At 71.5% G+C, this 23,280-nt stretch carries 20 protein-coding genes; 9 read left to right on the top strand and 11 right to left on the bottom strand.

Features of this window, described 5'->3' with window-relative positions; genetic code table 11:
- Positions 1 to 153 precede the first annotated feature (153 nt).
- The 5 genes from VGX25_RS28725 to VGX25_RS28745 form a co-directional block, all read right to left on the bottom strand.
- Positions 154 to 1,170 (bottom strand): family 2 encapsulin nanocompartment cargo protein polyprenyl transferase, encoded by a 1,017-nt coding sequence (locus VGX25_RS28725; RefSeq protein ID WP_326921053.1) that lies wholly within the window; start codon positions 1,168 to 1,170, stop codon positions 154 to 156.
- Positions 1,171 to 1,205: 35 nt separating this feature from the next.
- Positions 1,206 to 2,576, bottom strand: a complete 1,371-nt coding sequence (locus tag VGX25_RS28730) for a family 2B encapsulin nanocompartment shell protein (protein WP_326921054.1) — start codon at positions 2,574 to 2,576, stop codon at positions 1,206 to 1,208.
- Positions 2,573 to 4,777 (bottom strand): terpene synthase family protein, encoded by a 2,205-nt coding sequence (locus VGX25_RS28735; protein ID WP_326921055.1) that lies wholly within the window; start codon positions 4,775 to 4,777, stop codon positions 2,573 to 2,575. Before VGX25_RS28735 ends, VGX25_RS28730 begins: the two co-directional genes overlap by 4 nt.
- Positions 4,778 to 4,793: 16 nt before the next feature.
- Positions 4,794 to 6,215 (bottom strand): family 2B encapsulin nanocompartment shell protein, encoded by a 1,422-nt coding sequence (locus tag VGX25_RS28740; RefSeq protein WP_326921056.1) that lies wholly within the window; start codon positions 6,213 to 6,215, stop codon positions 4,794 to 4,796.
- A 337-nt stretch (positions 6,216 to 6,552) separates the two neighbouring features.
- Positions 6,553 to 9,738: a penicillin acylase family protein gene (locus VGX25_RS28745; protein ID WP_326921057.1), complete on the bottom strand. Its 3,186-nt coding sequence runs from the start codon at positions 9,736 to 9,738 to the stop codon at positions 6,553 to 6,555.
- Positions 9,739 to 9,848: 110 nt separating this feature from the next.
- On the opposite strand from VGX25_RS28745, the gene VGX25_RS28750 reads away from it, so the two are divergent.
- Entirely contained in the window at positions 9,849 to 10,295 is a 447-nt protein-coding gene (locus tag VGX25_RS28750; RefSeq protein WP_326921058.1) for an FxsA family protein, read from the top strand.
- Between the two features lie 10 nt (positions 10,296 to 10,305).
- Here VGX25_RS28750 and VGX25_RS28755 read toward each other — a convergent pair whose 3' ends face one another.
- The 5 genes from VGX25_RS28755 to VGX25_RS28775 form a co-directional block, all read right to left on the bottom strand.
- On the bottom strand, positions 10,306 to 11,700 hold the full coding sequence (locus tag VGX25_RS28755) for a wax ester/triacylglycerol synthase family O-acyltransferase (protein WP_326921059.1): 1,395 nt from the start codon (positions 11,698 to 11,700) through the stop codon (positions 10,306 to 10,308).
- 67 nt (positions 11,701 to 11,767) lie between these two features.
- On the bottom strand, positions 11,768 to 12,922 hold the full coding sequence (locus VGX25_RS28760; RefSeq protein ID WP_326921060.1) for an acetyl-CoA C-acetyltransferase: 1,155 nt from the start codon (positions 12,920 to 12,922) through the stop codon (positions 11,768 to 11,770).
- On the bottom strand, positions 12,919 to 13,503 hold the full coding sequence (locus VGX25_RS28765) for a TetR/AcrR family transcriptional regulator (protein WP_326921061.1): 585 nt from the start codon (positions 13,501 to 13,503) through the stop codon (positions 12,919 to 12,921). The genes VGX25_RS28760 and VGX25_RS28765 overlap by 4 nt, the downstream gene beginning before the upstream one ends.
- 9 nt (positions 13,504 to 13,512) lie before the next feature.
- Positions 13,513 to 14,265, bottom strand: a complete 753-nt coding sequence (locus VGX25_RS28770) for an SDR family oxidoreductase (RefSeq protein WP_326921062.1) — start codon at positions 14,263 to 14,265, stop codon at positions 13,513 to 13,515.
- 346 nt (positions 14,266 to 14,611) lie between these two features.
- A complete protein-coding gene (locus VGX25_RS28775) occupies positions 14,612 to 15,751 on the bottom strand; it encodes an acyl-CoA dehydrogenase family protein (protein ID WP_326921063.1) in 1,140 nt (379 codons plus the stop codon).
- Between the two features lie 46 nt (positions 15,752 to 15,797).
- Between VGX25_RS28775 and VGX25_RS28780 the strand changes: the two genes are divergently transcribed.
- The 7 genes from VGX25_RS28780 to VGX25_RS35835 all read left to right on the top strand — a co-directional run bounded on the left by VGX25_RS28780 (position 15,798) and on the right by VGX25_RS35835 (position 21,280).
- Entirely contained in the window at positions 15,798 to 17,288 is a 1,491-nt protein-coding gene (locus tag VGX25_RS28780; RefSeq protein WP_326921064.1) for a FadD3 family acyl-CoA ligase, read from the top strand.
- A complete protein-coding gene (locus tag VGX25_RS28785) occupies positions 17,285 to 18,121 on the top strand; it encodes an enoyl-CoA hydratase (RefSeq protein WP_326921065.1) in 837 nt (278 codons plus the stop codon). The genes VGX25_RS28780 and VGX25_RS28785 overlap by 4 nt, the downstream gene beginning before the upstream one ends.
- On the top strand, positions 18,111 to 19,250 hold the full coding sequence (locus VGX25_RS28790) for an acyl-CoA dehydrogenase family protein (RefSeq protein WP_326921066.1): 1,140 nt from the start codon (positions 18,111 to 18,113) through the stop codon (positions 19,248 to 19,250). The genes VGX25_RS28785 and VGX25_RS28790 overlap by 11 nt, the downstream gene beginning before the upstream one ends.
- On the top strand, positions 19,247 to 20,161 hold the full coding sequence (locus VGX25_RS28795; protein ID WP_326921067.1) for an acyl-CoA dehydrogenase family protein: 915 nt from the start codon (positions 19,247 to 19,249) through the stop codon (positions 20,159 to 20,161). The genes VGX25_RS28790 and VGX25_RS28795 overlap by 4 nt, the downstream gene beginning before the upstream one ends.
- 37 nt (positions 20,162 to 20,198) lie before the next feature.
- Positions 20,199 to 20,471, top strand: coding sequence for a type II toxin-antitoxin system prevent-host-death family antitoxin (locus VGX25_RS28800; protein ID WP_326921068.1), 273 nt, complete (start codon positions 20,199 to 20,201; stop codon positions 20,469 to 20,471).
- A complete protein-coding gene (locus VGX25_RS28805; RefSeq protein WP_326921069.1) occupies positions 20,461 to 20,907 on the top strand; it encodes a type II toxin-antitoxin system VapC family toxin in 447 nt (148 codons plus the stop codon). The genes VGX25_RS28800 and VGX25_RS28805 overlap by 11 nt, the downstream gene beginning before the upstream one ends.
- A gap of 76 nt (positions 20,908 to 20,983) precedes the next feature.
- Positions 20,984 to 21,280, top strand: a complete 297-nt coding sequence (locus tag VGX25_RS35835) for a CGNR zinc finger domain-containing protein (RefSeq protein WP_414636011.1) — start codon at positions 20,984 to 20,986, stop codon at positions 21,278 to 21,280.
- Here the strand turns inward: VGX25_RS35835 and VGX25_RS28810 are convergent.
- Entirely contained in the window at positions 21,180 to 22,661 is a 1,482-nt protein-coding gene (locus VGX25_RS28810) for a serine/threonine-protein kinase (RefSeq protein ID WP_326921070.1), read from the bottom strand. The genes VGX25_RS35835 and VGX25_RS28810 overlap by 101 nt on opposite strands.
- A gap of 95 nt (positions 22,662 to 22,756) precedes the next feature.
- On the opposite strand from VGX25_RS28810, the gene VGX25_RS28815 reads away from it, so the two are divergent.
- Positions 22,757 to 23,280: acyl-CoA dehydrogenase family protein (locus VGX25_RS28815; protein WP_326921071.1), on the top strand; the 524-nt coding region annotated here is incomplete at its 3' end.

Below are 23,280 nucleotides of genomic sequence, written 5' to 3' on the forward strand. Positions count from 1 at the left end.
AACCACCCACGACACCCAACCCCCCACCCCGGCCCGCAACCCACCACGCAACCCGACCCGAGGCCGGCGCCGAAGGCGACCGGCGGCCTTGCCCGAGCTAGAAAACACAGCCTTGCCCGAGCTAGAAAACACAGCCCGAGCTATCGAATACTGCTAGTTGTCCCGCCGGGTGGCGAGCCGGGCGAGGGCCTCCAGCTCGGCGGCGGCGCTCGCGGCCAGCGTGGCGGACCGCAGCCGGCGCACGGCCTGGGTGCGCAGGTACTCGGTCTGGGCCTGGCTCCAGGCCCGGCCGCCGGCCAGCTCGACGAGCTCGGCGGCGTGCACCAGCTCGCCGGTCGACAGCCGGGACGGCCGGTGGTACAGCTCGGACAGCGCGCGACCGGCCTCGGAGTCGGAGGTCAGCGCGGCCACGACGGGCAGGCTCTTCTTGCGGTTGGCCAGATCCGAGTGCACCGGCTTGCCGGTGAGCTGTGGATCACCCCAGATGCCGAGCAGGTCGTCGTGGTGCTGGAAGGCCAGGCCGAGCCGCTCGCCGAACCCGCGCAACCGGTTGACCTGCTCCTCGTCACCGCCGCCGAACAGCCCGCCGAGCGCGCAGGCGCAGCCGAGCAGCGCGCCGGTCTTGCCGGCCGCCATGTGCTGGCACTCGACCAGCGTGACGTCGTCGCGCCGCTCGAAGTCCAGATCCTCGTACTGGCCCCGCAACAGCTCGAGCACGGTCGACGCCAGCAGCCGCTGTCCGGATTGGACGAACCGGTTTCCGCCGGCGGCAAGCACGTCGAACGCCAGGGTCAGCAGGGCGTCGCCGGCCAGGATCGCGATGCGGCGGCCGAACACGCTCCACACGGTACGGCGGTGCCGGCGGGTGAGGTCGCCGTCCATCACGTCGTCGTGCACCAGCGAGAAGTTGTGCACCAGCTCGGTCGCCACGGCCGCCGGCAGCGTCGCATCCGGATCGCCGCCCACCGCCCGCCCGGCCAGCAGGGTCAGCGCCGGCCGGAACGCCTTGCCGGCGTCGCCGGACGTCGGGTCGCCATGCTCGTCCCACCAACCGAAGTGGTAGCCGGCGACGTGCCGCATCGGCCCCGGCATCGTGTCGACCGCCTTGCGCAGGGCCGGATCGACCAGGCTGCGGCTCCACGCGAGCACCTCGTGCGCCGGCCGGGCCATGGCAGTCTCCTTCGTCCCGGCCATTGTCGCCCCTCTCACCGACCGATCTCGACGTTTTCGAGAACCCCGAGCGCGTCCGGCACGAGCACGGCGATCGAGTAGTAGGCGCTGGCCAGGTAGGAGGCGATTCCCTTGGCGTCGGCGCCGGTGAACCGCACGGAAAGCCCCGGCTCGTACTCGTCCGGAATGCCGGTCTGGCGCAGCCCGATCACCCCCTCGTCCTCCACCCCGGTGCGCAGCACGAGGATGGAGCTGGTCCGGGTGTGGCTCACCGGGATCTTGTCGCACGGCAGGATGGGCACCCCGCGCCAGGTGGTCAGCCGGGCGCCGTCGCGCTCGACGGCGTCGGGGTAGACGCCGCGCCGGGTGCATTCCCGGCTGAACGCGGCGATCGTGCGCGGGTGCGCGAGGAACAGCCGGGACTTGCGCCGCCGGGACAGCAGCTCGTCAAGATCGTCCGGCGTGGGCGGACCGGACCGGGTGGAGATCCGCTGCCGGGGATCGGCATTGGGCAGCAGCCCGAACGCGGGGTTGTTGACCAGCTCGTGCTCCTGCCGCTCGCGCAGCGCCTCGACGGTCAGCCGGAGCTGCTGGTCGAGCTGGCTCATCGGCCGGTTGTACAGATCGGACACCCGGGTGTGCACGCGCAGCACGGTTTGCGCGACGCTCAGCTCGTACTCGCGGGGCGCCGGGTCGTAGTCGACGAACGTGGCCGGCAGGTCCGGCTCGCCGGCGTGCCCTGCGGCCAGCTCGATCGCCGCCTCGCCGTGCTTGTTGTGCGGCCGGCGCGATCGGGCCAGCGCCCGCTCGAGGTGTGCCCGCAGCTCAGCGGATCGCTCGGCCACCTCCTCGATTGCCCGCCGTGGCAACGACAGCAGGGCGCCCGCGGTGCGGGCCCGGACGGTGAACTCCCAGATGCCGTCCGGACGCGCCAGCGCCGAGTCGCCGAAGTAGTCGCCGTCGGCCAGGACGCCGAGCACGGTCGGGTCACCGTACCGCCCGGTGCCGACCTTGCTCAGCTTGCCGTGTGCCACAAGGAAGAGCCGGTCGGTCGGGTTGCCGAACTCGACGATCACCTCGCCGGCCCGGAACTCCCGCGCCTGGAACCGGTCGGCCAGCGCGGCGAGCACCTCCTCGTCGCCGAAGCCCCGCAGCGCCGGCAGTCCGGTCAACTCCCTTGGCACGACACGGAAGTCGGCGCCAACGCGGGTGAACGCGATCCGGCCGTCGCCGGGGACGTGGACCCGCCTGCGGTTCACCCGGTAGGTGCCGCCGGGCACCTCCACCCAGGGCAGGGCCTGCAGCAGCCAGCGCGGCGTGCTGCCCCGCATCTGCGGCTCGGACTTGGTGGTGGTGGCCAGGTTCCGCGCGGCGGCGGTGCTCAGGGCGGTCCGGTCGGTGGTCATCTCGGCGTCGTGGTCGGCGGATAGGCGGGGAGCTGACTCACAGACGCGGTGGGGGAATGGTGGGCGGGTGAACTCAGCGCGATCCGGACCGGAGCGGCGCTACCGAGCCGGGTGAGCCGGCCGAGGACCTGCGGGGTGCTCGGCGCGGCCCGGTACCGTCCGGTCACCTGGGACCACTGCAGCTCTCCGGCCATCCAGTCCTGCAGCCCCTCGACGTAGCCGAGAACCCGGTGCCGGGCGGCCTGGTCGAGGCCCAGCTCGTCGAACAGCGCCGGCAGCTCGGTGGCGACGATGCGCTCGAACCGGCTCAGCCGCCCGGTGACCAGCTCGTTGATCACCTTGACGGCCTCGTCCAGACCGCAGCCGAGGAACCGCTGCACGACGAGCACGCCGTTGTTGATGCCGCGGTCCCGGCCGATCTCCTTGTCGTAGCGGAAGATGTCGGCACGCAGTGGGCCGACGTCGCGGAACGTGTCGGCCAGGGCCCGCATGGGCGGGGCGTCGAGGATCTCCGCCGGCACCTGCCGGCCGAGGGCGTACCCGGCCATGGTCGGAGCGAACGAGGCCGCCGCGCGGCGGGTCTCCACGTAGTCGACGGGATCGGGCAGCCGGTTCTGGATGATGTTGGTGAGCCTCCAGAGCCGGTGGTCGGCGAACTCGCGCAGCTGGTCGCGTAGCCGCGGGCGGAGATCCGCGCTCAGGTTCGGGCTGATCCGCGACCAGACGTCGGCCAGGCCGCGCTCGGCCGGGTTGTCCGGGACGGGCATCGCCGCGGGGTTCTCCGGCGCGAAGGTCAGCAACCGGTCGAGGAAGGCCTTGGCGTCGGCGGGATCGGCGGCCTGCTCGAACATCGCGAGGACCAGGTCGTCGACGAAGGCGGCCCAGACGTGCCAGTCGTTGACCAGCTCCAGCACCGGCCCCGGCGCGTCCGGCCGGGTCAGCGCGGCCAGCAGTGCGAAATCCATTGCCTCGAACCAGGTTTCCGCCCACACCGTGCCGTCCAGCATGCCCACGGACCTGGCCCAGGCGGTGGCGTGCGCCCGGGTGGCGTCCAGCCGCGGGTTGGACCGCGAGGCGAACGGCATGTAGAACTCCGGCCGCCCCAAGGCTTTCGACGCCGGCAGCAGGCCGGCGCCCGGCCGGCCGAGCAGCGAGCCGATCCGCGCCGCCGTCGTGCCCATGCCGACCGGTCCGGAGCGCGGCGGCCAGGCCGGCGCGCGGCGGCCGGTGTTCATGTACCGGCTGGACCGCAGGTGCCACTCGTGCCCGCCGGCCTGCCAGTCCCGCAGCCCGTCGACGTACCTCTGCGCGTCCGCCCGGACGGTCGGGGCGAGGCCGTAGTCACCGAGCACCGTGGTCGCGGCGTGCTCGAACTGCCGCAGCCGGGCGGTGATGATGTCGTTGACCAGGTAGGCGGCCTGCTGCGGCTCGTAGCCGAAGAACTGCTCGATCACCAGGACGGCGTTGTTGATCTCGCCCTCGGACTCGGTCTCCCGCTGGTAGGAGAAGATGTCGTTGCGCAGGTGCACCGCGTCGGCGAACGCGTCCCGCAGCACCCGGACCGGCCGGGCGCCGGCGAGCCGCGCGGGGATCTCGGCGCCCACGGCGCGCTCGACCAGCGCCGCCGACCACGGCGCGCCGCCGACCTTGCGGCGCACGGCGATGTAGTCGATCGGGTTGGGCACCACCCGCTCGGTGATGTTGCCCAGCTCCCACAGGCAGGCGCCGAGCATGTTGCGGGTCGTCTCGGCGAACCGGTGCCGCCAGCCGGCCGACATCGCCGGCACGGTGCGGAACCACAGATCGGCGAGGCCGCGCTGCACCGGGTTGGTGGGCCGCGGCAACTCGGTCTCGAGGTCCGTCGGCATGAACGCGGCGAGCCCGTCGACGTACGTCCGGGCTCCGGCCGGATCGCCGGTTCGCTTGTAGCGCTCAAGGAAGTCGTCGTCGAAGTAGAACGCCCAGACATACCAGTCGGTCAGCAGGTCCAGCTCGGGGCCGGCGGCGTCGGGATGGGTGTAGGACGTCAGCAGCGCGTAGTCCATGGTGCCGAACCCGCGCTCGTCCCACGGCGCCTCGGCCGGGTCGAGCATGCCGAGCTGCCTGGCCCATTCCTTGGTGTGCTCCCGCGCCCGGTCGACGTTCGGGTTCAGCCGGGCCGGCTGGGGCAGGTAGAACTCGGGCAGCTCAAAGGGTTGCATGCTCGACCCCTCCGGTCTAGCCCTCAAGTCCTATTTGGACGTCCTCGAGGATGCCGAGCGCGTCCGGGACCAGCACCGCGGCCGAGTAGTAGGCGCTGACCAGGTAGGAGATGATCCCCTTGTCGTTGACGTCCATGAACCGGACGTTGAGCCCCGGCTCGTACTCGTCCGGGATGCCGGTCTGGTGCAGGCCGATCACGCCCTGGCTCTGCTCGCCAACGCGCAGCAACATGATGGAGCTGGTACGGGTGTCGCTGATGCCGATCTTGTTGCAGGGCAGGATCGGAATGCCGCGCCAGGCGGGCACCCGGTGGCCGTTGAGCTCCACCCCGGTCGGGTAGAGCCCGCGGCGGTTGCACTCGTGGCCGAACGCGGCGATCACCCGGGGATGGGCGAGGAAGTAGCCGGGCTCCTTCCACACCAGGGCAAGGAGGTCGTCGAGATCGTCCGGGGTGGGCGGCCCGGTGCGGGTGTGGATGCGCTGCCGGTTGTCGCAGTTGTACAGCAGCCCGAACTCGCGGTTGTTGACCAGCTCGTGCTCCTGCCGCTCGCGCAGCGCCTCGATGGTCAACCGGAGCTGCTGCTCCACCTGGTTCATCGGCTCGTTGAACAGGTCGGCGACCCGGCTGTGCACCCGCAGCACGGTTTGCGCGACGCTCAGCTCGTACTCGCGGGGCGCCAGCTCGTAGTCAACGTACGTGGTCGGCAGGTCCGGTTCACCGGTGTGGCCGGCGGCGAGCTCGATGGCCGCCTCGCCGTACGGGTTCTGCGGCTGATGCACGTTGGCCAGGAATTGCTCGATATGCGCCCGCAGCTCGGCCGACTGGCCGGCCACTTCCTCGAAAGCGCTCTGCGGCAGCGACATAATGGTGCACGCCGTGGCCGCTTTCGCGGTGCAGTCCCAGGTATCCTGGGATTCGATGACCGCGCTGTCGCCGAACCGCTCCCCGTCCGCGAGAACGCCCAATGTGGACTGTTCGCCGTAGGGCCCGGTCCCGATCTGGGTCACCTTTCCGTGCGCGATCACATAAATGCGGTCCGCGGGTTGCCCCTCCTCCGCGATCACCTGGCCCGGCTCGAACTCGTGCCGCTCGAACCGCTCGGCCAGCGCCGTGAGCACGTCCTCGTCCTCGAACCCGCGCAGGAAGGCGAACTCCCGCAACTCTTGCGGCACAATACGAAGGTCCTCGCCGGTGCCGGTGAAGGTCACCCGCCCGTCGCCAACGGTGTAGGTCAGCCGGCGGTTCACCCGGTACACTCCGCCGGACGCCTGCACCCACGGCAGGATGCGCAGCAGCCACCGCGAGGTAATACCCTGCATCTGCGGCACGGATTTGGTGGTGGTCGCCAAATTGCGCGCAGCCTCGGTACTCAGGCTCAATTGTGGTTTGTCACCGTTGACAGGGAAACCAGTCGCGACCGATTCCGTTGCCGTCACAATGCGCACCCGCCATTCGTTCACGATAAAATCAGCGGCAGTTGGGTCACTCGCCGTGGGCAGCAGCAAATCTAGCACCGTTGTCCGAAACGAGACAGTCCCCTGAGTGGGTGACCACGCCTCGAAATAGATCGAGTGAAGTCCACTTAGCCGTGGATGAATTTCGCGTCAATCACTCAATACGGTCAAGTCCATCACCCGATTGGACCAATTGGAAAGGTGAATTTTCACACCCAGCAGACCGCCACCCGTTGGGCGTGTTGGCGCGTGGCGTCGGTGTGTTGGCCGCGCACGACGCCAACACGGCGACGTGAGCGGCAAACACGCGGGTGAGGGGTTAGCGGGGGTAGATCTCGAACTCCCACAGGGAGTAGCCGTAGCGGGTGGCGCGCTGGGTGCCGGTCATGCGGACGAAGCGGGCCTGGGTCGGGGTGAAGGAGATGTTGTCTTCGGCCCCGTTGCCGGTGGTGGTGCTGAACACCGTGCGCCAGGTGGAGCCGTCGGGGGATACCTCGATTTGGTAGGCGCGGCCGTATGCGACCTCCCAGCGGAGGATGACGCGGCCGACGGATCGGTCCGAGCCGAGGTCGACGGTGATCGACTGGGGGTCGCTCCACCTGCTGCCCCAGCGGGTGGCGGGGTTGCCGTCGACGGCGTTGCGCGGTGGGAGGGAGTAGAACAGGCCGGACTCGGTGCTGCTGGCCGTGGCGGTGCGGCCGAGGGCGAGGTTGGTGACGTCCTGGCCGCGGCGTGCCGGGAACTGGACGACCTGCTGGAAGGTCGGGCGGTTGACCCAGTGCATCCGGTCCTGGGTGATGCCGCCGATCGGCTGGTGAATGATCGCGTCGTGGCAGAACTGGTCGCCGGCGGCGCAGTCGGCGTCGGCCGGGTACACCTCGGCGGCCGGGACGGCGATCGCCTGGCGCAGGGCGTCGAGCAGGGCCGTGCGGCAGGCGGACAGGTTTCCGTTGCCGCAGAAGGGGGTCGGGAAGCCACCGGCCACCGGGTCGCCGAGCACGTGGCGCAAATCCTTGTGCACGTAGCCGTACCAGCCGGACTGGAAAGCCGAGCCGCGGTGGCCGGGCGGGTCGTGCAGCGGTAGCACGGCGTTGAGCGCGCCGAACAGGCCGGGGCCCAGGCCGGGCTGGAACTCGGCGGCGACCAGGCGCGGCCACCAGGCATCCATGATCCGGATGGCGTCGGAGTGGTCGTAGCGGTTGACGCCGGGGGCGGGCGAGCGGCGGTGGGACCCGGCCTGCTGCCAGGACGTGAGCGCGGCGATCGCCTGCTGCAGCGCCGGATCGGTGACCGGCGCGCTGCCGAGCACCCGCAGCAGCAACGGAAGCACCTGCTCCCCGCGCAGGTCCACGGTGGCCGCGTCCTCCATGGCGCTGGTCAGCGAGGCGCGGGTGAACTTGCCGCCGCGGGCGATCACCGGGGCGATCCGGGAGTCCAGCGGTTGGCTGCGGTGCACGGCGGAGAAGCTGTAGTTGCCGTCGGCCGCGCTGTAGCCGGGGGCCTGCTTGTTGTTCCAGCTGGTCAGGTAGTCCTGGTCGATCACCTGGGGGTGCTGGGCGAACGGGATGTAGGTGGCGTCGTTGGTGTCCGGGTTCCAGCCGGCCCACTCGAACCGCTGCTCGGCCCTGGTCGGCAGGTGCGGGTCGGCGCCGGCCGCACGCACCGGGTTGTCGCCGGAGTTGAAGTACGCGTCGTGCTGGCTGTCCACATAGAACCAGTTGAACGCGAACCCGATCTTGCTGGCGGCGTCGAAGAAGGTCTGTGGCGAGCTCACCCGCCCGGGGTCGTTGAGCTGCTGGAAGCCCAGGGCGGAGTCGCCCTCGCGCAGGTAGGTGGAGCGCAGGTTGGTGAAGGCGACCGGCACGCCCCCGACGGTGCCGCGGTGGGTGACCAGGCCGAGCTTGGTGCGCTGTGCCACCAGGGTGTACGAGCCGGCCGGCGTGGGATCGGCCAGGTTCGGCGTCCACGAGTTGCGTTTGGACAGTACCTCGATGGGCAGGCACTGGCCGCGGAACCGGTAGTGCATCGAGTCCCTCGTCGGGGTGCCGCCACCCGGCTCGCACAGCTCGACGGCGTAGCTGTCGGTCAGGTCCTGGGTGGCCGAGGTCGCGCTCCACGAGTAGTCGGCGCCCCGGCCGAGCAGCACGTAGAAGCTGATCCCGGGGAACGCCGCACCGCGGGCGCTGATCCCCGGGCCCTGCAGCTCCTGGCGCAGCAGGATCTGCGGGGCGAAGTAGCCCACCTGCGGGCCGAACACGGCGACCGGGTTGCCGGTCTCGGTGTGCGCGCCGGACACCACGAGCGCGTTGGACATGCCCTGGTTCAGGTATCCCGGCGGGAGCACGCCACCGTCGAGCATGCCGGGCGCCAGCTGCTTGTCCGATGTGGACTTCCGGGCCGTGGTGTTCGGCGTGGTGTCGGCCGGTCCCGTGGTGGCGGCCGCGCCGCTTTGGTCGACCACGACCGGCTGGCGGACGACGCTTCCGCGGTCGGGCAGGGCGCGACCCTCCGGGTTGTCCGGCGTCTGCAGGTACGGGAACGACTGTCCGTTGTGTACGGTGGTGGGCGCCTCGGGGTCGTTCTGCGCCCGGAACGTCCGCCAGATCTCGGTGCCGAGGGCGTCGCCGTAGCGGGCCCGCGCCTCGATCAGGGCCAGCGCGGACTCCACCTCGCCGCCACCGCCGCCGCCGAAGATCCCGCCGATCAGGCCGGCGATGGCGATGACGTCGCGCACGTTCCACGGCTGCGGCGTGCGCCCGCCGATGGCCACGTACTCACCGGGGTAGGCGATCGGCACGCTGGCGATGTAGGCGTTGATGCCCTCGATGTAGTTGCGGGTGTCCTCCTGCAGGGTCAGCCCGACCGGGCCGAACCGGGCCGCGCGGTCGAACATGGCCTGCAGGTCTGCCTCGGTGTACGGCGCGGCCCGCCACTGCTGCTGCTCGAACTCCCGGTTTCCCTGCGCGCCACCGGCGAACGGGGTCAGCTCGCCGCGGGCCACGTGCCGCAGCACGTCCATCAGGAACAGCCGGTCCTGTGCGGCCGCGAAGCCGGCGCCGAACATCGTGCCGGCCCGGGTGGTGCCCTGGATGTGCGGGATCCCGGTCGCCCGGTCCCGGGTGATCGTCACGTCCGGCCGCGGTTGGATCCGGCTCTCCACCTGGTCGGCCGGCACCCCGAAGGAGGCGTCGTTGTAGAACTCCCCCAGCCGCTCGTCGGTCAGCCCCTGGTAACCCCAGACCAGGTTGTCGTACGGCGCGCGGGTGTCCGAGGAGTGCGCCGGGCGGATCCCGAGCAACTGGAACGCCAGCAGCTCGGCGAACGTGGCGTTGCCGTTCTGCCCCGGCGGCAGGATGTCGTCGCACTGGCCGAGGCAGAAGTCCTCCGGCGCGACGGCCACCGCCGGGGGCGGCTGGGCCGCGGCCGGCGCGACGGAGCCCGGCAACGTGGCGGCGATGAGGGCGGCGATGGACAGAGCAGTGGCGAACCGTCGGCCACGAGACATGTTGTGCTCCATTGCACCCGTGAGTGGACCGCTACCGACAGCTAAACGTGAAACATCCTCGATGTAAATAGCCGCGGGAGCATTCCAGGCGGGTCGTTCGTTGGACGGACGTGCCGGTTCTGCTGCTGCTGTTCGTCGCCATGGTCGTCGAGATCACCGTGCTGGTCCTGGTCGGCCAGGCGATCGGGCTGCTGCCCACGATCCTGTTGCTGATCGCCGCCTCGCTGCTGGGCATGTGGCTGCTGCGCCGGGAGGGCGCCCGCACGCTCGCGTCGTTCCAGGAGGCCGTGCGGCACCGGCGGGTGCCGCAGCGCGAGATGGTCGACGGCGGGCTGATCGCGGCGGCCGGCCTGCTGGTGATCATCCCCGGCTTCGTCAGCGACGTGCTGGCGCTGTTCCTGCTGTTCCCACCGACCAGGGCGATCGTCACCCGCCGGGTGACCAGGATCGCCGAGCGGCGTGCGGAGTCGGCCCGGCACGGCGGCGTGATCGTGGTCGACTCGGTCGTGCTCGGCCAGGACGACGGTCCCGGCGACACCCTCGACCGCCGGCCCTAGCCGGACGCCCTCAGCCGATGAGGGCCTTCTCCAGCTCGGCAAGCGCGTCGTCGAGATGGGTGAGCAGCCGCTGCAGATGGGGGACGCTGCGCCGGCAGCCGGTGAGGCCGAACTCGAGGTCGCCGGCGTAGCTGGTCACCGTGATGTTCAGGGCCTGGCCCTCGTAGGGTATGGACAGCGGGTACACGCCGGTCATCCGCGCGCCGTTCCAGTACAGCGGGTTGCGCGGGCCCGGCACGTTGGAGATCAGCACGTTGAAGGCGGGCGGGGTGATCCGCACCGCCCCCGGGATCGTGGCGAGGGCCAGCGGCACCATGGGGATCGCGCTGAGCGCGGTGATCTGCAGCTGGCTCATGCCGTGGTAGACCTGCTTGCCCTTGCGCATCGAGGTCATGATCTCGGCGAGCCGGGCTGCCGGATCGTCCACGTCGGTGGCCAGGTTGCACAGGATGATGCCGACCGCGTTGCCGCTCATGTCGCCGCCCGTCGAGTCGGCGCGCAGCGACATCGGGATGGCGGCCACGAGCGGCTTGTCCGGCAGCGCGTCCAGCTCGATCAGGTACCGGCGCAGCGCGCCCGAGCACATCGCCAGCATGACGTCGTTGACGGTGGAGCCGCCGCCCACCGCCTTGCGCACGGCCCTGATCCGGTCGAGCGGCCAGTCCTGCGCGGCGAACCGGCGGGCCCCGGTGATCGGCACGTTGAACATCGACTTGGGCGCCTTGAAGGCCAACATGGACGACTGCTCGCGGAACGCGTCGTTGATCACCTTCACCGCGGTCGGGGCCAGCCCGGCGAGGTCGCGGACCACGTTGGCGGCGGCGCGCAGGCCCGCGAGCGGGGAGCCGCCGTCGTCGCCGTCGACCCGTCCGGCGGACACGCCGGTGCGCACCCGCGGCGACCAGATCGGCCGCATGTCCCGCTCGTTCGGATCCTCCGACAGCGAGGTCTGCAGCAGCCGCAGCGCCGAGACGCCGTCCAGCAGCGCGTGATGCACCTTGCTGTAGGTGGCGAACCGGTTGCGCTCGAGGCCCTCGATGAGCGTGTACTCCCACAGCGGGCGGTGCCGGTCGAGCAGGGACCCGTGCAGCCGCGAGGTCAGCTCGAGCAGCTCGCGCACCCGCCCCGGCCGGGGCAGCGCGGACAGCCGGACGTGGTACTCCAGGTCGAGATCGTCGTCGTTGGTCCAGGCGAGCTGGCCGAGGCTGCTCACCGGGTTCATCGGCCGGCGCCGGAACAGCGGCCGGACGTCGGCCGCCCGGACCAGCTCCCGGTGCAGCTCGCTGACGTAGTCGGGCCCGGCGCCGTCGGGCAGCTCGAACAGCTGCAGCCCGCCGACGTGCATCGGGTGCTCGCGGGACTCGGCGAGCAGGAACATCGAATCCGTGACCGGCATGATCGCCATGGCACGCCTCCTCACCGTCTGCGGACACGACGCCCTAGCCTAAGTCGTTCCGGACCGTAGCGGCTGGTCAGCCGAGCCGCTCCACGATGGTGACGTTGGCCTGGCCGCCGCCCTCGCACATGGTTTGCAGGCCGTAGCGGGCGCCGGTGCGCTCCAGCTCGTGGAGCAGGGTGGTGAACAGCCGGGTGCCGGTGGCGCCGATCGGGTGGCCGAGGGCGATGGCGCCGCCGTTGACGTTGACCCGGTCGAGCGGCGCGCCGGTCTCCTTCGCCCAGGCCAGGACCACGCTGGCGAACGCCTCGTTCACCTCGAACAGGTCGATGTCCGAAATGGACATTCCGGCGCGGTCGATCGCGTGCCGGGTGGCCCGGATCGGCGCGGTGAGCATGAAGATCGGATCGGCGCCGCGGGCCGACAGGTGGTGCACCCTGGCGCGCGGGGTGAGCCGGTGGCGCGCCACGGCGTGCGGGGACGCGACCAGCACGGCGCTGGCCCCGTCGGAGATCTGACTGGCAAGGGCGGCGGTCACCGCGCCGCCTTCGCGCAGCGGTGCCAGCGCGGCCATCTTTTCCAGGCTGGTGTCGCGACGCGGACCCTCGTCGGTGTCGACCCCCTCGACCGGCGCGATCTCCCGGTCGAACCGGCCCGCCTCGATGGCCGCGATCGCCCGCTCGTGGCTGGACAGCGCGAACCGCTCCATCTCGGCGCGGGTGATCTCCCACCGGCAGGCGATCAGGTCGGCGGCCCGGAACTGGGAGATCTCCTCGTCACCGTACCGGTGCTCCCACCCGCGCGAGCCGGCGAACGGCGTGGTGAACCCGAACTGCCCGCCGACGGTCATCGCCGACCCGATCGGGATCTGGCTCATGCTCTGCACCCCGCCGGCCACCACCAGGTCGGCCGTCCCGCTGAGCACGGCCTGCGCGGCGAAGTGCAGCGCCTGCTGGCTGGACCCGCACTGCCGGTCGACGGTGACCCCGGGCACCTCCTCCGGGAAGCCCGCGGCCAGCCACGCGGTCCGGGCGATGTCGCCGGCCTGCGGGCCAAGCGTGTCCACGCACCCGAAGATCACGTCGTCCACCTCGTCGGGATCGACGTCGACCCGGTCCAGCAACGCCTCGAGCACGTGCGCGCCGAGGTCGGCCGGGTGGATCTTGCTCAGCCCGCCGCCGCGCCGACCCACCGGGGTGCGCACCGCCTCGACGATGTAGGCCTCGTTCATTGCCTCCGCCTCCTGGTCGCGATCCCGTCCAGCAGGATTCCCAGGTACTGCTTGGCGATCTCGGCCGCGGACAGCTCCCCGCCCGGCCGGTACCAGTGCACGGCCACCCACACCGTGTCGCGGATGAACCGGTACACCAGCTCGACGTCCAGGTCCGGCCGGAACACCCCCGCGCGCACGCCGTCGGTGAGGATTCCGGCCCACAGCTTGCGGAACTGCCGGTTGCGCTCGTTGAGGTAGCCGAACCGGTCGAACTGGGCCAGGTACTTCGCCTCATTCTGGTAGATCGCCACCTCGGCGTGGTGCCGGTCGATCGACTCGAACGACGCCACGACGACCGCCTCCAGGGTCTCCCGCGGCCCCATGCCCTCGGCCACGATCTCCTCGTAGCGGCCGAACAGCTCCTCCTGGAACCGGGTCAGGATCTCGTCCACCATGGACTCCTTGGAGTCGAAGTGGTGGTAGAGGCTGCCGGACAGGATGCCAGCGGCGTCGGCGATGTCGCGCACGGTGGTCGCCCGGAAACCCCGCTCGGCGAACAGCCGCGCGGCCAGGTCCAGCAGCTCGTCTCGACGACTCATGGGCTCCTCTCATGGGTGTTGGCTGCTGACGGAGATCACCTCGCCGGTGAGGTAGCCGGCGAGGTCGCTGGCCAGGAACACGATCACGTTGGCCACCTCGCGCGGCTCGGCGGCCCGGCCGAACGCCTCCCGGCTCGCCAGCTCGGCCAGCAGCTCCTCACTGCTCACCTTGGCCAGGAACGGATGCATGGCCAGGCTCGGCGCGACCGCGTTCACCCGGATCCCGTGCGCGGCTACATCCATTGCGGCACAACGGGTCAGCGCCATCACCCCGGCCTTGGCCGCGGCGTAGTGGGCCTGGCCCCGCTGCGCGCGCCAGCCGACCACCGAGGCGTTGTTGACCACCGCGCCACCGCCGCCCTGGTCCACCATCCGGCGCAGGGCCGCCCTTGTGCACCGGAACGTGCCGTTCAGCGTCACGTCGAGGACCCGCGCCCAGTCCGCATCGGACATCTCGAGGATCGACCGGTCGCCGCCGAGCCCGGCGTTGTTGACCATGACGTCGATCCGTCCGAAGTGGTCGGTCGCGCCGTCGATCAGCGCCCGCACCTGATCCTCCACGGTGACGTCGCACGCCAGCGCGTGCACCCGGCCGGGATGCTCCGCGGCGAGCTTGTCGAACGTCTCGCCGAGCCGCCGCTCGTGCCAGTCGCTGAGCACCACCGACGCGCCCTCCTCGAGGCACCGCGCGGCGACCGCGGATCCGATGCCGGTGCCGGCCGCGGCCGTGACCACGACGATCTTCCCACCCAGGAGCGTCATCCTGTGCTCTCCAACTCGGGCATGTTGGCCATCGTCGTGGGTTGCTCAGGGTGCCTGGTCACCGGACCGCTCCGCGGGCAGACCTCGTTCCTCGGCCAAGCCTGCGTCTCCTCGTTCCTCGCAGCCGCAGGAGCATCGGATGGTTCGCTCCGCAAGCTCCGCCAAGCCTGCGTCTCCTCGTTCCTCGCAGCCGCAGGAGCATCGGATGGTTCGCTCCGCAAGCTCCGCCAAGCCTGCGTCTCCTCGTTCCTCGCAGCCGCAGGAGCATTGGATGGTTCGCTCCGCAAGCTCCGCTCACTGCCCTCGTCGCGGTGGGCCAACTCCCTCGCCTGGCATTCCGCAAGCTTCATGCCCTGGGTTCCCTCGGCAAACCGAGCACCCGCTCGGCGATGATGTTGCGCTGGATCTCGTTGGAGCCGCCGTAGATCGTGTCGGCCCGGCTGAACAGGAACAGCCGCTGCCACTGGTCGAGGTCGCCGTCGTGGGTCAGCGAGGCCGCGCCGCGCACCTGCATGGCCAGCTCGCCGAGTGCGCGGTGCCAGTTGGCCCAGACGAGCTTGGCGACCGAGGCGGTGCCCGGCTCGACGCTGCCCAGGGTGCGCATGGCGTGGGCGCGCATGACGTCGAGCCCGACGCGGGCCCTGGTGAGCCGCTCGCGAAGCACCGGGTCGTCGATCGCGCCGGTGCGCCGGGCCAGCTCGACCAGCGCGGTCAGCTCGCGGCGGAACCCGACCTGCTGACCCACCGTGGCCACCCCGCGCTCGAACGCCAGCGTGCCCATCGCCACCCGCCAGCCGTCGCCCACCTCGCCGACGACGAGGTCGCGCGCGGTGCGGGCGCCGTCGAAGAACACCTCGTTGAACTCCGCGGTTCCGGTCAGTTGCACGATGGGACGGACCCGCACGCCCGGCTGGTCCATCGGCACCAGCAGGTACGACAGGCCGGCGTGGCGGCGCGCGCCGGGCTCGGTCCTGGCCAGCACGAAGCACCAGTCGGCCACGTGCGCCAGCGAGGTCCACACCTTCTGCCCGGTGATCACCCACTCGTCGCCGTCGAGCACCGCCGAGGTGGACACCGAGGCCAGGTCGGAGCCGGCGCCGGGCTCGGAGTAGCCCTGGCACCACAGCTCAGCCACGGCCCTGATCCTCGGCAGGAACCGGCGCTGCTGCTCGGGCGTGCCGAACGCGATCAGCGTCGGACCGAGCAGCTCCTCGCCGAAGTGGTTGACCCGCGCCGGCGCGTCGGCCAGCGCGTACTCCTCGTGGAAGATCACCTGCTGCGCGAGGCTCGCGCCCCGGCCGCCGTGCTCGACCGGCCAACCGAGACACGTCCACCCGGCGGCCGCCAGCCGCCGATCCCACGCCAGCCGCTCGTCGAACGCCTCGTGCTCGCGACCCGGCCCACCCGCCCCGCGCAGCGTCGCGAACTCACCGACGAGGTTGTCCGCCAACCACCCGCGCACCTCCGCGCGGAAGTCATCACCCACGGGTGCCAGGCTAGCCTACCAAGCACTTGCTCGGTAGCATGGCCGGATGACCGGCACGATCCCGCTCGCGATCATGCATGCCGCGCGCGAGTTCGGCGACGCGGAGGCCGTCGCCGACCCGCACACCGGCGTGCGGCTGACCTACGGGCGGCTGCTCGACCGGGTGCGAGCGGTGGCCGGCATGCTGATCACCGAGGGAGTGCGGGCCGGGGACCGGGTGGCCATCTGCGCGCCCAACACCCACCACTGGATCGAGGCCGCGCTCGGCGCGCTGTACGCCGGGGCCACCCTGGTGCCGATCAACACCCGGTTCACCGGCCCGGAGATGCTCGACGTGATCGAACGCAGCGCGGCAAGGGCGTTGTTCGTGGCCGGCCCGTTCCTCGGCGTCGACCGGCTCGAGCGGCTCAAGGCCGCCGGCCTCGGCGCGGCCCTGCCGATCATCCGGATCCCGGTGGACGGCGACTGGGTCCTGCCGGAGGCCTCCGCGGCGGCGGACGCCAGGGCCGAAGCGGTCGCACCGGGCGACGTGAGCGACATCCTGTTCACCTCCGGCACCACCGGTCGGAGCAAGGGCGCGATGAGCGCGCACCGCCAGTCCCTCGGCGTGGCACGGGCCTGGGTCGAGTGTGCCCGGCTCGGCGGCGCCGACCGCTACCTGGTGATCAACCCGTTCTTCCACAACTTCGGCTACAAGGCGGGCATCCTGGCCTGCCTGCTCAGCGGGGCAACGCTGGTGCCACAGCTCACCTTCGACGTCGGCCGGGCCATGCGGCTGGTGGAGCGGGAGCGGATCACCGTGCTGCCCGGCCCGCCCACGATCTACCAGACCATGCTGGACAGTCCGGATCGGACAGACCTCTCCTCGCTGCGGCTCGCGGTGACCGGCGCGGCAACCGTTCCGGTGGCGCTGGTCGAGCGGATGCAGGCCGAGCTCAGCTTCGACACCGTGCTCACCGCGTACGGGCTCACCGAGGCGGTGGTCGCCACCATGTGCCGGCCGGACGACGACCCGCGGACCGTGGCGAGCACCTCGGGCCGGGCGGTGGACGGCATGGAGGTGCGGATCGCCGAGGGGAACGGGGAGATCCTGCTGCGCGGGCCCAACGTGATGCTCGGCTACCTCGACGATCCGGAGGCGACGGCGGAGGCCATCGACGCCGACGGCTGGCTGCACACCGGCGACGTCGGCCGGCTCGACGAGCGCGGCTACCTGACGATCACCGACCGGCTCAAGGACATGTACATCTGCGGCGGGTTCAACGTGTACCCGGCCGAGGTGGAGCAGGTGCTGGCCCGGCTGGACGGGCTGGCCGAGTCGGCGGTGGTCGGCGTGCCGGACGAGCGGCTCGGCGAGGTGGGCAAGGCGTTCATCATCCCGTCACCCGGCTCCAGGCTGTCCACTGAGGACGTTCTGGCGCACTGCCGGGAGCGGCTGGCCAACTACAAGGTGCCGAGGCTCGTCGAGTTCCGCGCCGAGCTGCCCCGCAACGCGTCCGGAAAGATCCTCAAGCGGCTGCTCAGGAGTGCCCCATGAGTGTCGTCGACTACGAGCGGCGCGGACCGGTCGCCGTGGTGACCATGAACCGGCCGGAGTACCGCAACGCGCAGAACTCCGCGATGACCTACGCGCTGGACGCGGCGTTCGTCCGCGCGGTGGACGACGACGAGGTGAAGGTGATCGTGCTGGCCGGCGCCGGCAAGCACTTCTCGGCCGGCCACGACATCGGCACGCCGGGCCGCGACGTCGACGTCTCATTCGAGCGCAAGGCCGTGCTGTGGTGGGACCACGTCGGCAAGCAGGGCGGGGATCTGCGCTACGCCAGGGAGATGGAGGTCTACCTCGGCATGTGCCGGCGCTGGCGGGAGATTCCCAAGCCGACCATCGCCATGGTGCAGGGCGCGTGCATCGCCGGCGGCCTGATGCTGGCCTGGGTCTGTGACCTGATCGTCGCCTCGGAAGACGCGTTCTTCGCCGATCCCGTGGTGCGCATGGGAATTCCCGGTGTGGAGTACTTCGCGCATCCGTGGGTGCTCGGCCCGCGCGCGGCCAAGGAGTTCCTGTTCACCGGCGGCCGGTTCGACGCCGCACGGGCCGAGCGGCTCGGCATGGTCAACCGGGTGGTGCCGCGCGACGCGCTGGAGGCCGAGACGCTCGCGATCGCCGAGCGGATCGCGGCGATGCCGAGGTTCGGGCTGGCGCTGGCCAAGCGGGCGGTCAACCAGGCGGAGGACCAGATGGGCCTGCGGTCCGGAATGGACTCGGTGTTCGGGCTGCACCACTTCGCCCACGCACACAACGCGGAGGTCGGCGCCGATGCGCTGGCCGGGATGGACGCTCGCGCGATGAAGGCCCACGATGGATCTTGACCTGGACGAGGCCACGCTCGCCTTCCGGGACGAGGCGCGGTCCTGGCTCGCCGCCAACGTTCCGGCCGAGCCACTGCCCACAATGGACAGCATGGAGGGGTTCGCGGCGCACCGGGACTGGGAGCGGCGGCTCGCCGACGCCCGCTGGTCGGTGGTGTCCTGGCCGCGCGAGTACGGCGGGCGGGACGCGTCGCTGCTGGAGTGGGTGGTCTTCGAGGAGGAGTACTACGCGGCCGGCGCCCCGGCCAGGGTCAGCGCCAACGGGATCAACCTGCTCGGCCCCACGCTGTTCGCGCACGGCACCGAGGAGCAGAAGGCCAGGGTGCTGCCCAGGATGGCGCGCGCGGACGACATCTGGGCGCAGGCGTGGTCGGAGCCGGAGGCCGGCAGCGACCTGGCCGCGGTGCGCAGCCGGGCGGAGCGCACCGAGGGCGGGTGGCTCCTGTTCGGACAGAAGACCTGGAGCTCCCGGGCCGCGTTCGCCGACCGCGCGTACGGGTTGTTCCGCACGGATCCGGCCGCGGAACGGCATCACGGGTTGACCTACCTGATGTTCGACCTGCGCGCGCCGGGCGTGACGATCCGCCCGATCCGGCAGCTGTCCGGGCATCCGGGGTTCGCCGAGATCTTCCTCGATGGGGCGTTCGTTCCCGACGCCGACGTGCTCGGCGCGGTCGACGACGGCTGGCGGGTGGCGATGAGCACGGCCAGCAACGAGCGCGGGCTGTCGCTGCGCAGTCCCGGCCGCTTCCTGGCCGCCGCGGACCGGCTCGTCGGGCTGTGGCACGAGATCGGCGATCCGACCGACACCGCGACGCGGGACCGGGTGGTCGACTCGTGGATCGCCGCGCGGGCCTACCAGCTGTACACCCTCGGCACGGTCACCCGCCTCGCCGAGGGCGGATCGCTTGGCGCGGAGTCATCGGTCAACAAGATCTTCTGGTCCGAGCTGGACGTCGCGCTGCACGAGACCGCGCTTGATCTCCTCGGCCCGCGGGCGGAGCTGGCCGGCCCGTGGCTCGACGGCTACCTCTTCGCGTTGGCCGGGCCCATCTACGCGGGCACCAACGAGATCCAGCGCAGCATCGTGGCCGAGCGCCTGCTCGGGCTGCCACGGGGGAACCGATGAGGTTCGCGCTCACCGCCGAGCAGCGCCAGTTCGCCGCCAGCCTGCACGACGCGCTCGCCCGGCCGCCCGGATGGCATGAGCTGGCCGAGCTCGGGGTCACCGCCCTTGCCGTGCCGGACGACCGGGGCGGGCTCGGCGCCGCGCCGGTCGATCTCGTGGTGGCGTTCGAGGAGTTGGGCCACCACGCGGTACCCGGCCCGCTGGTCGAGTCGCTCGCCGCGGTGCCCACCCTGCTCGCCCGCCTCGATGACCGGAAGTGGTTGCCCGCCATGGCATCCGGCGATCTGGTCGCCACCATGACGTGTCCGCCGCACGTGCCGTACGCGGTCGACGCCGACACCGCCGACCTGGTGCTCGCGGTGGCCCCGGACTCGGTGCGGCTGGCCGAGCCCACCGGTCCCGCACTGTCCTCAGTGGACCCGAACCGGCGGCTGTTCGCGGTGGTGCCCGCCACCGAGCTGGCCTCGGACACCGGTGCCGCCATCGAGTGGGCGTTCGACGCCGGCGTGCTGGCCTGCGCGGCACAGCTGCTCGGCGCCGGCCGGGCGATGCTGGACCTGTCCGTCTCCTACGTCAAGCAGCGCACCCAGTTCGGCCGCCCGATCGGCCAGTTCCAAGCCGTCAAGCACCATCTCGCGGATGTCCACGTCGGACTCGAGCTGGCCCGTCCTGTGGTGTTCGGCGCCGCGGTGACGATGACGCGCCGCGACGTCTCCGCCGCCAAGATCGCCGCGGGGCGGGCCGCCTACCGCGCGGCTCGGGCGGCGCTGCAGGTGCACGGCGCGATCGGCTACACGATGGAGTACGACCTGAGCCGGTGGCTGACAATGGTCCGCGCGCTGGTCTCCGCGTGGGGTTCCGACGCCGTGCACCGCGCCCGTGTGCTTGCCGACCTTCGAAGCGGCCCATAGCGTGGCACTATGTAGCACCGGGTGCTACGCTACGAGCGTGCCCGCATCAGAGCCACGTGAGATCACGCAGCGGGACCTCCGCAGCAGATCGGGGGAGATCATGGACGCGGTTGAGCATGGCCAGGCATTCATCGTCACCCGCAGCGGCAGCCCGATCGGTGAGCTGATCCCGCTGCGCCCGCGCCGCACGGTGACCCGGGAGGAATTCGCCGCACGGTCGGCGAACGCGCCGCTGATCGACCCCGACCGGTTCCGCGCCGATCGGGACGCCCTCGTCGACGACCGGCTGCGAGACCCGTATGGCTCGTAAGAAGACCTACGGCCTGCTGGACACCAACATCCTGATCCTGCGGCGGTCGATCGACCACCGCCGGCTGCCCGACGTCGTGTCGATCAGCGCGATCACGCTCGCCGAGCTGTCCGCGGGCCCGCATCACACCGATGACGCCATGGAGCGGGCCCGCCGGATGGACGCGCTGCAGCGCGCCGAGGCCGAGTTCGACCCGTTGCCGTTCGATGCCGAGGCCGCACGGGCCTTCGGCCAGGTGTGCGCCGCCGTCCTGGCCGCCGGCCGCAAGCCCCGCGGGCGGGTGTCCGATCTCATGATCGCCAGCGTCGCCATCGCCAACCGGTTACCGCTCTACACCACCAACCCGGTCGACTTCACCGGCCTCGACGACCTGCTGACCGTTGTCCAGGTCGCCGTCCCGACCACCCCCGCCAACCGGCGCGCCGCCGTCAACTGAGCCTTGCGCCGCGGGCCACCAGGCACGGCACCGGGATCAGCGCCGCGAGTGGCCCGTCGGGCAAGCCGCCGCCGACTTGCCGACCACCGGTCCGCTTGACCGGATCAAGACGTGCGCGGGTTGCCGATTCATCTTCGTCGACGAGAGCAAGAACCGCAGTCGCCGCTGGTGCGGCATGGCAGACCGCGGAACCGCCGCCAAGATCCGCCGCTACGTCGCCCGCCGCATGCGGACGCGCCAACACAGCTACCTGAACGTGAGGCCCGCGGGGGTCACCGGGCCTCGGAGTCGATGGCCAGGCGGCCGTTGTCGATGGTCACGCGCAGGACCTTGTGCTCCTGGCGTTCTGCGCCGTCGGCGCCGGTGTAGGTGACGTCGACCGGGACGTTGACCGAGCCGTCCGGGTTCGGGGTGACGCCGCGCGCGTTGCGCGAGCTGACCTGCTTGAACTGCGACCAGTATTGCTGGAAGGCCTGCTGGTCGCCGAAGGCCGCGCGGCCGTTGGCGGACAGCATGTCCCATCTGGCTTGGGGATTGTCCAGGCCGCCGTAGTAGTCGATGACCAGTTGGCCGGCGCTGGACCAGTCGATCGGGCCCTGCACGGGCACCACCGAGGTGGTCGGCGGGGGCGCGGCCGACGGGGACGTCGTCGCCGGCTCGCTGGACGGGGGCGGGTTCGCGCCCTGCTGAGCGGTCTGACGGGAGCCGAGCACGATCGCGGTGACGATCCCGGCCAGCGCGAACACCGCGACCAGGGCGGCGATCAGAGCGATCCGCTTCGGCCGGGGACCGGGCCGCTTGGCGCGGGCGGGTGGCGATGGCGGCGGGGCCGGCCGGGCCGGCGCGGGCGGCAACGGCTCGGGCTGCGGCAGCGTGCGCGTGGGGGCGGGCTGGGCCGGGTGCACCGGGATCGTCCGCTGCTCGTCGAGGCGGACGGTCTCCAGCGCGGACAGGCGCTCGGTGACCTCGGACATGGTCGGGCGGGCGGCCGGATCGGCGTCCAGCATGCTCATCAGGACCGGGGTGAGCATCCCGGCGCGTTGCGGGGGCGGCACCTTGCCGGACGCGACGGCGTGCAGCAGGGCCAGCGGGTTGGGCTCGGCGCCGAACGGCGGCGTGCCCTCCACCGCGTGGTAGAGCGTGGCGCCGAGCGAGAACACGTCCGAGGCGCGCTCGGGCTGCTTGCCCCTGGCGACCTCCGGCGCGAGGTACGCGGGCGTGCCGGCGAGCATGCCGGTCTGGGTGAGCGTGCCGTCGTCGAGGGTGCGGGAGATGCCGAAGTCGGTGATCTTGACCAGGCCGTCGTCGTCGAGCAGAACGTTGCCGGGCTTGACATCCCGGTGCACGATCCCGGCCGCGTGCGCCGCGGCGAGCGCCGAGGCGACCTGCGAGCCGATCTTGGCCACCTCGGTCGCCGGCAGCGCGCCACGCTCGGCCAGCACCGTGGACAGGCTGCGCGACCGGAGGAACTCCATCACCAGCCACGGGTCGCCGTCGTGCTCGGCGACGTCGAACAGCGCGATCGCGTTGCGATGCTGCAGCCGCGCCGCGGTGCGCGCCTCGCGCATGGCGCGCCGCCGGGTGTCCGCGGCCTGCTCCTCGGACAGCCCCGGTCGCACCAGCAACTGCTTGATCGCGACCGTGCGTTCGAGGCGCTCGTCCTCGGCGCGCCACACGATGCCCATGCCGCCGCTACCCACGGACTCGACCAGCCGGTAGCGACCGGCGACCAACTGACCTTTCTTGATGATCAACACCTCCGTTGAGCCAACGGACAGTATCTCAGCGCCGGACGCCGACCCGGCGTTACACTGGCCAACCAAGCAATTGTTTGGTTAGATCTACAGGTGTGCCCACCGAGGAGCGGCTGGCGCTGCGGGACACCGTGCGCCGGCTGCTGTCCCGCGAGTCCGGCGGCGTCGCGGTCCGCGCCGCCGCGGCGTCCCCGGACGGGTTCGACCGGTCCCTGTGGACCCGGCTGTGTGCCGAGGTCGGCGTGGCGGGACTCACGATTCCGGAGCGCTACGGGGGTCTCGGCGCCAGCCTGGCCGACGCGGCCGTCGTGCTCGGCGAGCTGGGGCGCGCGCTGACGCCGTGCCCGCTGCTCGGATCCGCGGTGCTGGCCGCGGCGGCGATCATGGCATCCGGCGACGAGGAGGCGGCCGCGCGACTGCTGCCCGGCATCGCCGCCGGGACCACGATCGGCGCGCTGGTCTGGACCGGACCGCGCGGCGGCTGGGATCCCGCCGAGGCCGCTGTAGAGTCCACTGTGGACGGACTGACCGGGACGGCCCACTACGTGCTGGACGGCTGCGCGGCCGACGTGCTGATCGTGTTGGCGCGCACCGCGGAAGGGCTCGGCCTCTTCGAGGT

This window comes from Actinophytocola sp., from assembly GCF_035942955.1.
Taxonomy (GTDB): domain Bacteria; phylum Actinomycetota; class Actinomycetes; order Mycobacteriales; family Pseudonocardiaceae; genus DASYTH01.

What these genes read in the sequence shown, in the direction of transcription:
- VGX25_RS28795 (WP_326921067.1), top strand. Translation starts at nt 19,247, where the DNA reads ATGAGGTTCGCGCTCACCGCCGAGCAGCGCCAGTTCGCCGCCAGCCTG.
- VGX25_RS28770 (WP_326921062.1), bottom strand. Translation starts at nt 14,265, where the DNA reads ATGACGCTCCTGGGTGGGAAGATCGTCGTGGTCACGGCCGCGGCCGGC.
- VGX25_RS28760 (WP_326921060.1), bottom strand. Translation starts at nt 12,922, where the DNA reads ATGAACGAGGCCTACATCGTCGAGGCGGTGCGCACCCCGGTGGGTCGG.
- VGX25_RS28745 (WP_326921057.1), bottom strand. Translation starts at nt 9,738, where the DNA reads ATGTCTCGTGGCCGACGGTTCGCCACTGCTCTGTCCATCGCCGCCCTC.
- VGX25_RS28765 (WP_326921061.1), bottom strand. Translation starts at nt 13,503, where the DNA reads ATGAGTCGTCGAGACGAGCTGCTGGACCTGGCCGCGCGGCTGTTCGCC.
- VGX25_RS28805 (WP_326921069.1), top strand. Translation starts at nt 20,461, where the DNA reads ATGGCTCGTAAGAAGACCTACGGCCTGCTGGACACCAACATCCTGATC.
- VGX25_RS28785 (WP_326921065.1), top strand. Translation starts at nt 17,285, where the DNA reads ATGAGTGTCGTCGACTACGAGCGGCGCGGACCGGTCGCCGTGGTGACC.
- VGX25_RS28790 (WP_326921066.1), top strand. Translation starts at nt 18,111, where the DNA reads ATGGATCTTGACCTGGACGAGGCCACGCTCGCCTTCCGGGACGAGGCG.
- VGX25_RS28725 (WP_326921053.1), bottom strand. Translation starts at nt 1,170, where the DNA reads ATGGCCCGGCCGGCGCACGAGGTGCTCGCGTGGAGCCGCAGCCTGGTC.
- VGX25_RS28780 (WP_326921064.1), top strand. Translation starts at nt 15,798, where the DNA reads ATGACCGGCACGATCCCGCTCGCGATCATGCATGCCGCGCGCGAGTTC.
- VGX25_RS28735 (WP_326921055.1), bottom strand. Translation starts at nt 4,777, where the DNA reads ATGCAACCCTTTGAGCTGCCCGAGTTCTACCTGCCCCAGCCGGCCCGG.
- VGX25_RS28755 (WP_326921059.1), bottom strand. Translation starts at nt 11,700, where the DNA reads ATGGCGATCATGCCGGTCACGGATTCGATGTTCCTGCTCGCCGAGTCC.
- VGX25_RS28730 (WP_326921054.1), bottom strand. Translation starts at nt 2,576, where the DNA reads ATGACCACCGACCGGACCGCCCTGAGCACCGCCGCCGCGCGGAACCTG.